Source organism: Polaribacter septentrionalilitoris, from assembly GCF_009832745.1.
Lineage (GTDB): Bacteria > Bacteroidota > Bacteroidia > Flavobacteriales > Flavobacteriaceae > Polaribacter > Polaribacter septentrionalilitoris.
In genome coordinates, this window is record NZ_VRMJ01000033.1 from 282175 (window position 1) to 294826 (window position 12652).

Below are 12652 nucleotides of genomic sequence, written 5' to 3' on the forward strand. Positions count from 1 at the left end.
AAATTACTTGTAAGATAAATGAATTAAGTTTCCAATTGCTACAATACCTGTTAAACAACCTAAAATAAAATCCATTTTAGAAGCAATATAAGTAAGTTTGTGTTCAATTCTTTTGGCTACAATTGCATAAATACTATATAATGTAAATGAACCAATTGTGGAACCAATAGAAAAGTATAATGCGTTTATGTAAGAATAATTAAAGTACTCCATTCCTATTAGAATAGAGATAAATGTAAAGTAAAAAGGGATAGCCATCATATTTAACAAAGACATCATAATTCCGTAAAAAAAAGCTTTCGACTTTGGAATTTCTTTATCCTTTTTTTGTTCCTTGGATGAAAAATGAACTCTAAAAAAATTTATTGAGAGTAAAAAAAGAATACCTGTACCAATTTTTTGAATTAGTGTAATGTATTCTGAGTTTTCCATTAAAATACTGGCTAAATACGCTCCTATATTTGCTTGAAAAAAAAGTACTGTTGCATAACCACCAATCAAATAAAAAGCTGGTTTTTTTCTATTTCTTAAACTGAATTTTACAACAGTTAAATTTAAAAAACTAGGTGTTATACTGCCTAAACTTGCAATAATGAATCCGAAAAAAAAATATGTGTAAAAAGCCATAATTAATGGCAATGTAGTCGCTTTATGAATTTTACATTAACGCAATCCATTTAAATATTATAAGGTATCCACAGGAATGCCTGTTTTGTTAGATTTGTAAATAGCATCTTGAACAATAATATTATCTAAATAAGCTTCTACATCAGTTTCAAAAGGTTTTCCTGAACGTAAACAATCTATAAAGTGTTCTTGAGTATTATACACACAATCTCCTGCAAAGTTTATTTTTTCAAAAGGATATTCATGTGGTTTTTCTGCTTCACCTAATTTTTGAATGGTAATTTTACCGTCATCAAACAAACGAATGGTTCCTTTATTTCCATCTAGACAAATATTTCCAAAGGTTAATCTTGGATCTTCACTAGTGTTTTCATTAAAACGATTGGCGTCTAAAAAGCCTAACGTTCCGTTTTTAAACTCGAATTGAACCCAAGCAAAATCTTCACCTTTAATATTATTATTTAATGTTCTTAATTTTGAATATACTTGAGAAATATCACCCATTAAATATCGAAATACGTCAATAAAATGCACGCCTGTTTCGTAAATTAAAAGTTGTGGCATTTCTCTAAAATAGGGTTGACGATTCATGTAGGCGTCTTCTTGCCATCCATCACCCATTCTCATTCTTAAATTGATACTGTGAATTTTATCACCAATAACATTCTCATCTAACAACTTTTTAAGTTCTCTGTGCCAAGGTTGAAATCTAAAGTTTTCGTGCACCATCATTCGTACTCCTGAATCTTTAATCGCATTTGCTAAAGCTACAGATTCCTTATAAGTAGGTGCTAATGGTTTTTGACAAATAATATCAATATTATGTTTTATAGCGATGTTACAGAACAAAGAATGTGTTTCTGGAGGTGTAATAATATCTACAAAATCTGGTTTTTCAGCAATTAACATTTCCTCAAAACTATCATACGCAGTTGGTATATCAAATTGATCACAAATGGCTTGTGCTTTTTCCATTCTTCTGCTAGATACTGCTACAATTTCTACATTTTCCATTCTGTTCCAAGCTTCATATTGAAACTGACTAAAATACCCTGTACCAACTGCTACACCTCTTAATTTTTTCATCATCAATAATTTTAATATTCAGAAAAATGTTTGTGTGGTTTCATTTTTAACCATAAAAAAATGGCAATTATATTTAATACAGCACCTACTACAAAAAACAAATTTGTATTTCCTGTCCAAGATAATAAATATGGAAAAATTAGTGCTGTAATAAAAGCCCCAATATTTCCTGCCATATTCATGGTGCCAGAAACGGCTCCTGAATGTTCTTTTCCAATATCTGCACAAAAAGCCCAAGAAGAAGGCAAGGTCATGTCTGCACCAAAAATTGCAACACTTAAAAATGCAATGGCACCTATAGCACTTTCCATATAAATACTACCAATTAAACCTATTGCTGCAAAAGCAAAACCTAAAGCTGCTGGAATTACTCTTGACTTTTTCCAATCTCCTTTTCTAAAAATATAATCACCTAAAGCGCCAGAAACCCAATTACCAAATGCACCAAATACTAAAGGTATAGAAGTATAAAAACCAGCCTCTAATGTGTTTAAATTATATTCACTTTTTATATGAGGGAACAGCCAAGTTAATGCAAAGAAAAAAGTAAAATTACTACAGAAATATTGCCCCATAGCAAACCACATATTTTTAGATTTTATTAATGTTCCAAAATGGATTTTCTTTTTTGCTGTACTTGTTTTTCTTTCTTGTCTATGTTCTAAGATAAACGCTTTTTCTTCATCACTTAATGCACTGTGATTCTCAGGGTTATCTCTAAACAAAACATACCAAGCCAAAGCCCAAAGCACACCTACTACACCCATTATTAAAAAGGATACTCGCCATCCAAAACTATCAATTAACCAAACTACTAAAGGCAATGCAAAAGCAGCTCCTAACCTTGAGCCAGAAAAGTTAATTCCTGTTACTAAACCTCTTTCTTTTAAAGGAATCCAGTTGTAAATAGCTCTTGTCATACCAGGAAAAGCACCTGCTTCTCCAGCACCAAATAAAAAACGTACAATTAAAAGTGATATAAAATTCCAAGCATACCCAGTTAATGCTGTAAATACAGACCAAATGGTTACAATACTTGCCAATACTTTTCTTGGTCCTAACTTGTCTGCCAACATGCCTGAAGGTGTTTGAAAAAAAGCATATCCTAAAGAAAAAATTGCTAAAACCCAACCCATTTGTTTGTCTGTTAAACTTAAAGATTCAGAAATAGGTTCTTTAGCTACAGAAATACATACACGATCTATGTACAATAATAATGCGAGTAGAAAAGTACCTGTTACCATTAAGTAACGTTTTGGGAAATAGCTGGTTTTTTTCATTTTAAAAGTTTAGTTAATTGATATAAAGCTTGGTTATCTCCTACATTACCAGGAAAAATGATATAAGGCATATTAGGAAACTTGGTTTCGTTTCCTAATTTCCAAACAGGAACACCTTTTAATGCTTGACCTAGAACATGAGCTCTTTGCACATTTAGGCCTTTTGTAGCCACATCACTAGACGTAATTCCGCCTTTGGCTACAATATATTTTGGTTTTATGTTTAGTTGTTTTATGATTGATATTACTCCATTAGAAACCCTATTCACTATAGCTAAACTTTCTGCTTTAGTTGCTCCTCTTATAATGGTTCTGCTGGTATGAAAAACAACATCTTTATTTTCTTGTAAATACTGATTTACTTTTTTTGAGAGTTGATGAATATCTTCTTGAAAAAGAGCATCATTTTTTACGTTTGATACATCTAACTCTAAAAAAACAGCTTTAGAATGCTCTTTTAAAACTGCTAATTGCGCTGAGGTTTTTGGAACATAAGAACCGATAACAATTAACGATCCTCCTGTTTTTTGATCGTTTAAAATTTCTTCTTTAGATAAGCAATCTTTCGCTTCTATACCCGTAATTGCATTTACAAAAGAAGCCGATGTTCTTAACAAAAAAGTTTCCTTGCTTTTTAAAACCGCTAAAGCAACTGCTTCCAAATCAGAATAACTAGTTGCATTCACCACAATATGCGATTTTTTGCGTGATTCAATTTTTTTGAGAAAAGCTGCTGTAGATTGTGTTCTTAGAAAATCTATAGAAAGACTTTCAATGGCATTTTTATTGATTTTGCCTTCATATTTTTCTACAATCCAATCCACTAAATTTGCATTCTCGTATCCAAACGTATTGTCTTTTGCAAACGGAGTTTCGTTTGCAGGAATAAAATCATCGCCTTCCTTTACGTAATGAACATCACCATAAGTATAACGCCCTCCTTCAAAAAAAGCTGGAGCTAAAATATGTTTTGCATTTTGATTTTCTAATCCTTTTGCTAAGGCATCAACTTCATTAGGATAATGTCCTCTTAACGTAGAATCTCCTCTACTTACAACAATAAGTTGTTTATTGTGTTTTTTGGAAAGTTTGTTCAGTTTTGAGCCTAAAGATTCTGCTAATTGATTGGCTTCTTCTATCTGTAAACTCCTTGAGTTTGTTAAAATAAAAAAAACAGGACTGTTAATAATTTCTTTCTCTAAAACGGATGATTCCCAACTGGTTACTACAGGCAAATTATATACTGTTTGTGTTCCAGTTGGATCATCATCTAAGATAACAATAGATTTAGGGGTTGCTATAATTTCTTTTTGTATTTCTTCTAAAAACCCTTTACATTGATTTCCAGATTCAATAGCTGATATGATTTGTTCTTTTAGCATTATTATTGTTGTAAGGCAATTACTCTTGATGGGGCGCCATCTCCTCCTTCAACTTTTAAAGGCAGTGCAATTAAAGTAACTTTTTTAGCCGTAATTTGTTCTAAATTACAAAGTCCTTCTACAATAATAATATCGTTTTTCATTAAAATGTGATGAATTTCTGTAACCTCATCAATATTATTAACATCTGCCACAGATGGTGGTTCTACGCCTAAAATATTTACCTTTTTTTCACCTAACCAATTGGCAAGTTCCACACTGATTCTTGGTAATTGATCTCTATAAGCTGTAGTACCAAGTTTTTTACTCCAACCTGTATGTAAAATAATACTTTGTCCTACTTTAAACTCATCAGCAATAACACCTAAGTGACTTATTAAAATTTCTTCTTTAGGTTTGATTTCTGTAAGATTTACTACCCAAGCTTCGCTAATGAGTCTTTCTGTGGGAAGTTTGTCTATAGTTTGCGCATTGACTCCAAAATGAAGTGGAGCATCCATGTGAGTTCCACTATGTGAGTACAAATTTAGTGTTGTAGCATTCCAACCATCAACATCTAAAATTTTAGCAGGTGAAATAGTAACGCCACTCATCTTATTATTGATGGGTAGCGTTAAATCTATTATTTTTTTGCGCTGCATTTTAAACTGTAGCTAATTTTGTAGCTTCTATATAATTAATTACACGATCTGCAATTTCTGAAGTTGAAGCATCACCTCCTAAATCTACGGTTAAATTACCTGCTGCTGTAGTAGCTTCAATACCTGCAACAATATCATTTGCAGCCTCTGTTTCGCCCAAATGCTCTAACATGATTGCTGCTGACCAAATTTGCCCAATAGGATTTGCTATATCTTGCCCTGCTATATCTGGAGCAGAACCATGAATAGGCTCAAACATAGATGGAAAATCTTTTTCTGGGTTGATGTTTCCACTTCCTCCAAGACCTAAACTTCCCATAATTGCACCCCCTAAATCTGATAAAATATCACCAAAAAGATTTGTTGTTATAATTACATCAAAAACTTCTGGCCTTAATACAAAACTTGCAGAAGCATTATCGATATACATTTTGTTAAACTCTACATCTGGATATTCTTTAGAAACCTCTTCTATAACTCTATCCCAATACGCTAAACTGTTAATTAAGGTGTTTGATTTGGTAACGTTAGTTACTTTGCTTCTTCGTTTTCTTGCTAATTTAAAAGAATAATGTGCAATTCTTTCAATACCAAAACGTGTAAAAACACTGGTATCAGTTGCAAAACCATGCGCATCATCAGCATAAAATGTTTTACCACTTTGTACAAATTCTCCTTCGTTATTTTCACGAACTACCACAAAATCGATATCTCCTTCTGTTTTTGTTCTTAACGGACTTTTTAATCCTGAAAACAATTTTACAGGACGATAATTTACATATTGGTTTAATTCTGTACGTACTTTAAATGTATAATCTTTTGCTGGCAATGTATCGTCTATTTCTGGTAAACCTACTGCACCAAAATAAATTGCATCAAATTGCTTTAATGTTTCTATAGCATTATCTGACATAAATTTACCATGATCTCTATAGTACCCTGCACCAAAAGGAAAAGACTCTTTTTCGAGATTAAATCCATGCTTTTTTGCTACAGCATCTAAAACTGAAACTCCTGCAGGTACAATTTCTGCACCAATTCCATCTCCATTTACAACTGCAATCTTGTAACTTTTACTCATTTTTAATTTTTTTTGTGTTGTTTATAATTTTTTTGCGCAAATTTGCACAGACAAAAGTGTGATTATCAATAATTATTACACCTTTAAAACAAAACTATATAAATTTTAGCTTAATAAATTAAATATATTATATTTTTTGCGCAAATTTTTGCATAAACCATTAAAGATTTGATAAATAAAGAAAACTCTTCGAACCTCAATAACATTACTTTAAAAGATATTGCCGACGAATTACAATTGTCTATCTCTACTATATCTAGAGCTTTGAAATCTCATCCTAGAATAGGAAAAAAAACACAAGAAAAAGTGAAACGAACTGCTGTTCGATTGGGCTATTTATCAGTTGATTTACTGGAAGAACAGCAAAAAAAAAATTCTGCTTTAATTGGTGTAATTGTTCCTAAAATTAGCTATTATTTATATGCTATGGCAATTAGCGGTATAGAGAAAATTGCAGAGGCAAATGGCATGCACATTATTGTTTGTCAATCTAATGAATCTTACGAACGTGAAAAAGGTTTGGTTGAAGAGCTTTCTGCTATTGGTGTAAATGGTATTATTGCATCTTTAGCGAGTGAAACTAAAAATTTTAATCATTTTAAAAAAGCTAAAGAATCTGGAGTTCCAATTGTTTTTTTTAATCGTGAGTGCAATGATGTTATCGCCAATAAAGTTACTATTAATAATGAAAGAGCAGCCTACGAAGCTGTTAACCACCTTATTTCTGTAGGTTGTAAAAGAATAGCATATATTGGTGGACCTAAAATATTACAAATTAATAGTGATAGAGCTAAAGGTTTCTCAAAAGCTATAACAGACAACAAATTAGAAAATATACCCAATTATTTAATTTACAGTAATTTTGATAAAGAAAGTGTGTTTTCTGCAGCTCGTAAATTGTTGTATGCGCCAGTTCATCCAGATGGAATTTTAGCGTTTAGCGATCAAATTGCAATTCATGTAATGTTAGTTGCAAAAGAACGTGGCATTTCTATTCCTGAAAACTTATGTATAATTGGGTTCAATAATGAACCTGTTGGCGAATTGATAAACCCTTCATTAACCAGTATTTCTCAACCCGGTTTTAGAATGGGTGAAGAAGCTGCTCAATTTTTAATTAACGAGTTAAAAAAACCAAGTATTCTTTTTGAAAAACGGATTTTAAATTCGTTTTTAGTAGTAAGAAACTCAACAAACAAAAATAAAATTTAAGATTTATGAAATTTATTATTTTTACAAAAGCAGTAAGTTGCGCTATTATATTATTAATATTTACTAATTGTGCATCAAAAAAAGTAGACAAAGAAAAAGATGGGTTTTTAATTGTTGAGGCTGAAGATTTTTATTTACAAACCAATGATACTATAAGAAAATGGTATATCATCGATAAAAGTTTTACTACTGATTTAAAAGACGCTGATGACTCTCATTTTACAACTGCCAGTAAAAACGCCTATATTGAAATTTTACCAGATACCCGCCAAACGCATGATGATCAATTAATAAGAAAAGAAAATTTCAGCAATAAACCTGGAATAGCTATTGTGCATTACAAAGTAAAAATCTCAAACCCTGGTAGGTATTATGTTTGGGTAAAAGCATTTAGCACTGGATCTGAAGATAATGGAGTTCATGTAGGTTTAAATGGCAATTGGCCAGAATCTGGAAAACGAATGCAATGGTGTAAAGGAAAAAATTCTTGGTACTGGGAAAGTAAACAAAGAACAAAAAAAGAACATTGTGGCATTGAGCATGCTATTTATTTAGATATTGATAAAGCTGGCGAACACATTATTCAATTTAGTATGCGAGAAGATGGTTTTGAAATTGATAAATGGTTGATAACTAATGATAAAAACTACAATCCTAGAAATAAAAAATAACAATAAAAAAGCTTAAAGAAGTTTCTTTAAGCTTTTTAATATTGTTTAAAAATAGAATATTTAAATAATTCCTTGTGCCAACATTGCATCTGCTACTTTTACAAAGCCTGCTATGTTTGCACCTCTCACATAATCTATAGAGCCATCTTCTAATTTTCCGTACTCAACACAAGAATCATGAATATCTTCCATAATATCTTTTAGTCTTCTATCTACTTCTTCTCTTGACCACGAAATTCTCAATGAGTTTTGCGACATTTCTAAACCAGAAGTTGCAACACCTCCTGCATTACTCGCTTTTCCTGGTGCAAATAAGATTCCTGCGTTTTGAAATGCATGCATTGCATCTGGTGTAGAAGGCATGTTTGCACCTTCAGAAACACAAATACAACCATTGTCTATTAATGTTTTTGCTTCTTCTCCATTCAACTCATTTTGAGTTGCACATGGCAAAGCAATATCACATTTTATAGACCAAGGTCTTTCTCCTTTAAAGTATTTTCCAGAAGGGTATTGATCAACATACTCGCTAATTCTGCCTCTTTGATTATTTTTCAAATCCATGATAAACTTTAACTTTTCAGTATCAATACCATCTTCATCATAAATATATCCACCAGAATCTGATAACGTTAAAACTGTAGCACCCAATTCTATTGCTTTTTCAGCAGCAAACTGAGCTACATTTCCAGATCCAGAAATAACAACTTTTTTACCTTTAAATGATTCTCCTTTGGTCTTTAACATATTTTCTGCAAAGTATACAGTTCCATATCCTGTGGCTTCTGGTCTAATTAAAGAACCACCCCAAGATTGACCTTTACCTGTTAATACTCCTGTAAAAGTGTTTTTCAACTTCTTGTACATTCCAAACATAAACCCAATTTCTCTTGCGCCAACACCAATGTCTCCAGCAGGAACATCTGTATTATGACCAATATGTCTGAATAATTCCGTCATAAAAGCATGACAAAAACGCATAATTTCATTGTCTGATTTTCCTTTCGGATCAAAATCAGAGCCTCCTTTTCCTCCACCCATTGGTAAAGTAGTTAACGAGTTTTTAAAAACTTGTTCAAATGCTAAGAATTTTAAAATACTCGCATTTACTGTAGGATGAAAACGCAAACCTCCTTTATAGGGTCCAATTGCTGAATTCATTTGAACTCGATATCCTCTGTTTACTTGAATTTCTCCATCATCATCTACCCAACATACTCTGAAAGAAATTAATCGTTCAGGCTCTACCATTCTTAGTAAAACGTTTTTACCAAAATAGATATCATTATCAATGATATAAGGAATTACAGTTTCTGCTACTTCTTGAACAGCCTGTAAAAATTCTGGTTCATGGCCATTACGTTCTTTAACCAACTCCATGAAACCATCAATTTTGGATTTAATACTTTCCTTCATATTTTTTTGTGATATTAATAAAAATTTAACGCTGCAAAGATAGTTAATTTTCAATATGATAAAATAAAAAAGTTTTCTTAAATTTTTTCTAAACCCTATATTTCAATCGATTTCGTTTGATTTATTTTATCAAAGCAAAAAGCATCCTTAAACTATCTAAAAAACACTAAATTTGTAGTCGAATTTTTTTCTATAAATTACAATGTTAGATAAAGTCAAAGAATTGATTGGGGAAGTAACTTCTTTTAACGCAACCACAAAAGAAGAAGTTGAATCGTTTAGAATCAAATACTTAGGAAGCAAAGGGTTGCTAAAAGGTTTGTTTGCTGAATTTAAAAATGTTGATGCGGAATTACGTAAAGATTTTGGTCAAGCATTAAATAACCTAAAAAAATCTGCAGAAAACAAAGTTGTTGAATTAAATGATGCTTTAGAAAATGCGGTTCAAGAAAAAGGTATTTATGGTGATTTAACGCGTCCTGCAGAACCTATTAACTTAGGTTCTCGTCATCCAATATCGTTAGTAAAAAACCAAATTATTGATGTTTTTAATAGAATTGGTTTTACAATTTCTGAAGGACCAGAAATAGAAGATGATTGGCATAATTTTACAGCATTAAACTTGCCAGAATATCATCCTGCAAGAGACATGCAAGACACGTTTTTTATTGAACAAAATCCTGATATTTTGTTACGTACCCACACTTCTTCTGTGCAAGTACGTTATATGGAAGAAAATGAGCCGCCAATTAGAACCATTTCTCCTGGTAGAGTTTTTAGAAACGAAGATATTTCTGCACGTGCACATTGTATTTTTCATCAAGTAGAAGGTTTATATATTGATACTGATGTTTCTTTTGCTGATTTAAAACAAACACTTTTATACTTTACCAAAGAGATGTTTGGGAAGTCTAAGATTCGTTTACGTCCTTCTTATTTTCCATTTACAGAACCAAGTGCAGAAGTTGACATTTACTGGGGATTAGAAACTGAAACCGATTATAGAATTACAAAAGGAACTGGTTGGTTAGAAATTATGGGTTGTGGAATGGTGGACCCAAATGTGTTGAAAAATGCCAATATAGATCCTACAAAATACTCTGGTTATGCTTTTGGAATGGGGATAGAACGTATTGCTATGTTGTTATATCAAATACCAGATATTAGAATGTTTTATGAAAATGATAAACGTTTCTTAGAGCAGTTTAAATCAGTAATCTAGTTCGAAAGTAGAAAGTTCTTAAGGTTGGAAAGTTTTTTAACTTTATAAACTTTTTTACATTAAAACTTTAAAAACTAATTTTGAAAAAAGACATCCAAATACCAGAAGTTACTGACGTTGAAGTTGCTGTTGTTTATGAATACAATGACATTTATAAAACTGATGATTGGAATGTATATATCATCAATAAAAAAGAGGTTGATTTAGAAATGGTGGTTATTGTTTCTCAAGGTTTTTCTGAGACGAAAACCACTTCTTTATTGCGTAAGAAATTAGAAAAACTACCTGCAAATTCTTTTGCTAAAGTGGAGTTAATTCAACCTGAATTATTTAAACTCAACAACCGTTTTCAAGTAACTTTTTTTGAAGGAAATACTTTATATGATAAGACATTTACATTTCCAGAAAACACTATTAAAGAAGGAGCTTTGCGTATGATTTCTGAGTTGAATAAACGTGGGGTTTTGGCTGATTAACCTAACCAAAAAAACCAATCAATAAATACAAAATAACTGTAATTAAACCTCCAAACAAAGCATAAGGCAATTGGGTTTTTACGTGGTCTATATGATCGCTTGCAGACGCCATAGAAGAAATAATTGACGTGTCTGAAATAGGCGAACAATGATCACCAAAAATACCTCCTCCTAAAGTAGCTGCTACTACAACAGTTAAATCAGCTCCATGAATATTTGCCATCGGAATTGAAATTGCCAACATAATAGCAAATGTTCCCCAAGAAGTTCCTGTAGAAAACGCAATAAATGAACTGATTATAAAAACGACTGCTGGTAACAATTCTGGCGATAACCAATCTTTGGTAGCATTGGCAACATAGACTCCTGTATTTAACTCTTTACAAGCGTTTCCAATTGCAAAAGCTAACAACATTAATAATGCTAAAGGCATTAGCTCACTTATTCCTTTTAAAGTGATGTTTACAGCTTCTTTTGGTTTTAAAATTCCTTGGATAAAATATAGTACAATAGCTACCAAAATTGCTGTAATTACTGCATATAATACAGATGATGAACCAGAACCTTCTCCAATTGCTTGTGAAGCATGATTTAAAAATGATGTTGATTCCTTTACGTTATTCCATCCTGTATACATCAAGTTAATGGGCATCATACAAACCATGACCAACAATGGTACAATCATGTTATATGCTTTGGCTGGAATTCCTTCTTTAGGTGGAAAAGAAGTTACTTCATCAGAAACCATTGGTTTTGAACCTTTGTTCATCAATTCTCCTGTTTCTTTAGTTCTTTGCTCTGCTTTTTTCATCGGTCCAAAATCTTTTTTGGAAAAAATCACCACAAACACTAGTATAATTGCTAATAAAGGGTAAAAATTATATCCAATAGATTTTAACAACAGTGGTAAAGGTTTGTCAATTCCTTGTGTAAGAAGTAACCCCATAATGAAAGCTCCCCAAGCATTAAAAGGAATTAAAATAGATGATGGTGCAGAACTAGAATCTGCTATATATGCCAACTTTTCTCTTGGTATTTTTAGTTTGTCAAAAATTGGTCTGTATAATGTTCCTACAGTTAAAGAACTAATACTGGTTTCTACAAACAGTAAAATTCCTGTAAATGTTGCTAAAACCTGAACCATTATTCTACTGTAACCATCTTTCTTTTGTTCAAGTTTTTCTAACCTTTTGTTCAAAACATTGATAAAACCCTCAACTCCTCTAGAATACTGAATAAAAATCAACAAAGCACCCACTAAAGCACTAAACATAATGGTTCTTGTGCTTCCTTTGTCTTGGAAAACATCAACCATTCCTTCTATCATCGCTAATGTTCCTTCTAAAGGATTCCATCCTTCAATAATCAACCAAGAAAACCAAATTCCGAATAATAAAGCGATATAGACTTGTTTGGTTCTTAATGCTAAAACAATGGCTAATATTGGTGGTAAAACTGAAAGAAATCCGTAATCCATAAAAGAAAAAAATTTTTCCCTAAAGGTAAGAAATTAATAATTTGAGATGTTGTAAATTAGTAGTTCAAAATTTGAACTAAA

Annotated in this window: 12 protein-coding genes; 4 read left to right on the forward strand and 8 right to left on the reverse strand. The window is 31.7% G+C overall.

The window, feature by feature from the left end; genetic code table 11:
• Positions 1-3: 3 nt before the first annotated feature.
• From FP421_RS08535 to FP421_RS08560, 6 genes are read right to left on the reverse strand one after another with little or no spacing between them, the layout of a single operon-like run.
• Complete coding sequence (locus FP421_RS08535; RefSeq protein WP_159949598.1) at positions 4-627, reverse strand: LysE family translocator; 624 nt, start codon at positions 625-627, stop codon at positions 4-6.
• Between the two features lie 57 nt (positions 628-684).
• Positions 685-1713: a Gfo/Idh/MocA family protein gene (locus FP421_RS08540; RefSeq protein ID WP_159949600.1), complete on the reverse strand. Its 1029-nt coding sequence runs from the start codon at positions 1711-1713 to the stop codon at positions 685-687.
• An 11-nt stretch (positions 1714-1724) separates the two neighbouring features.
• Positions 1725-2993: an MFS transporter gene (locus FP421_RS08545; RefSeq protein WP_159949602.1), complete on the reverse strand. Its 1269-nt coding sequence runs from the start codon at positions 2991-2993 to the stop codon at positions 1725-1727.
• A complete protein-coding gene (locus FP421_RS08550; RefSeq protein WP_159949604.1) occupies positions 2990-4375 on the reverse strand; it encodes a four-carbon acid sugar kinase family protein in 1386 nt (461 codons plus the stop codon). Before FP421_RS08550 ends, FP421_RS08545 begins: the two co-directional genes overlap by 4 nt.
• Before the next feature lie 2 nt (positions 4376-4377).
• Entirely contained in the window at positions 4378-5016 is a 639-nt protein-coding gene (locus FP421_RS08555; RefSeq protein WP_159949606.1) for a cyclase family protein, read from the reverse strand.
• 1 nt (position 5017) lies between these two features.
• Positions 5018-6097 carry a tartrate dehydrogenase gene (locus FP421_RS08560; protein WP_159949608.1) on the reverse strand — a complete coding sequence of 360 codons (1080 nt, stop codon included), beginning with the start codon at positions 6095-6097 and terminating at the stop codon, positions 5018-5020.
• A gap of 168 nt (positions 6098-6265) precedes the next feature.
• On the opposite strand from FP421_RS08560, the gene FP421_RS08565 reads away from it, so the two are divergent.
• A complete protein-coding gene (locus tag FP421_RS08565) occupies positions 6266-7309 on the forward strand; it encodes a LacI family DNA-binding transcriptional regulator (RefSeq protein ID WP_236548081.1) in 1044 nt (347 codons plus the stop codon).
• 5 nt (positions 7310-7314) lie between these two features.
• Positions 7315-7980 (forward strand): hypothetical protein, encoded by a 666-nt coding sequence (locus FP421_RS08570; RefSeq protein WP_201288819.1) that lies wholly within the window; start codon positions 7315-7317, stop codon positions 7978-7980.
• 60 nt (positions 7981-8040) lie between these two features.
• Here the strand turns inward: FP421_RS08570 and gdhA are convergent, their stop codons facing one another.
• On the reverse strand, positions 8041-9396 hold the full coding sequence (gene gdhA / locus FP421_RS08575) for an NADP-specific glutamate dehydrogenase (protein ID WP_394350695.1): 1356 nt from the start codon (positions 9394-9396) through the stop codon (positions 8041-8043).
• A gap of 202 nt (positions 9397-9598) precedes the next feature.
• Between gdhA and pheS the strand changes: the two genes are divergently transcribed.
• Together pheS and FP421_RS08585 are read left to right on the forward strand one after the other, a co-directional pair.
• A complete protein-coding gene (gene pheS / locus FP421_RS08580; RefSeq protein ID WP_159949610.1) occupies positions 9599-10618 on the forward strand; it encodes a phenylalanine--tRNA ligase subunit alpha in 1020 nt (339 codons plus the stop codon).
• A gap of 80 nt (positions 10619-10698) precedes the next feature.
• Entirely contained in the window at positions 10699-11094 is a 396-nt protein-coding gene (locus tag FP421_RS08585) for a hypothetical protein (protein ID WP_159949612.1), read from the forward strand.
• A 1-nt stretch (position 11095) separates the two neighbouring features.
• Here FP421_RS08585 and FP421_RS08590 read toward each other — a convergent pair whose 3' ends face one another.
• On the reverse strand, positions 11096-12571 hold the full coding sequence (locus tag FP421_RS08590) for a Na+/H+ antiporter NhaC family protein (protein WP_159949614.1): 1476 nt from the start codon (positions 12569-12571) through the stop codon (positions 11096-11098).
• Between the last annotated feature and the right edge of the window lie 81 nt (positions 12572-12652).

Excerpts from the sequence above, each read along its gene's own strand:
- FP421_RS08545 (WP_159949602.1), bottom strand. The coding sequence starts at position 2,993 with ATGAAAAAAACCAGCTATTTCCCAAAACGTTACTTAATGGTAACAGGT.
- FP421_RS08590 (WP_159949614.1), bottom strand. The coding sequence starts at position 12,571 with ATGGATTACGGATTTCTTTCAGTTTTACCACCAATATTAGCCATTGTT.
- FP421_RS08550 (WP_159949604.1), bottom strand. The coding sequence starts at position 4,375 with ATGCTAAAAGAACAAATCATATCAGCTATTGAATCTGGAAATCAATGT.
- FP421_RS08535 (WP_159949598.1), bottom strand. The coding sequence starts at position 627 with ATGGCTTTTTACACATATTTTTTTTTCGGATTCATTATTGCAAGTTTA.
- FP421_RS08555 (WP_159949606.1), bottom strand. The coding sequence starts at position 5,016 with ATGCAGCGCAAAAAAATAATAGATTTAACGCTACCCATCAATAATAAG.
- FP421_RS08560 (WP_159949608.1), bottom strand. The coding sequence starts at position 6,097 with ATGAGTAAAAGTTACAAGATTGCAGTTGTAAATGGAGATGGAATTGGT.
- gdhA (WP_394350695.1), bottom strand. The coding sequence starts at position 9,396 with ATGAAGGAAAGTATTAAATCCAAAATTGATGGTTTCATGGAGTTGGTT.
- FP421_RS08570 (WP_201288819.1), top strand. The coding sequence starts at position 7,315 with ATGAAATTTATTATTTTTACAAAAGCAGTAAGTTGCGCTATTATATTA.
- pheS (WP_159949610.1), top strand. The coding sequence starts at position 9,599 with ATGTTAGATAAAGTCAAAGAATTGATTGGGGAAGTAACTTCTTTTAAC.
- FP421_RS08540 (WP_159949600.1), bottom strand. The coding sequence starts at position 1,713 with ATGAAAAAATTAAGAGGTGTAGCAGTTGGTACAGGGTATTTTAGTCAG.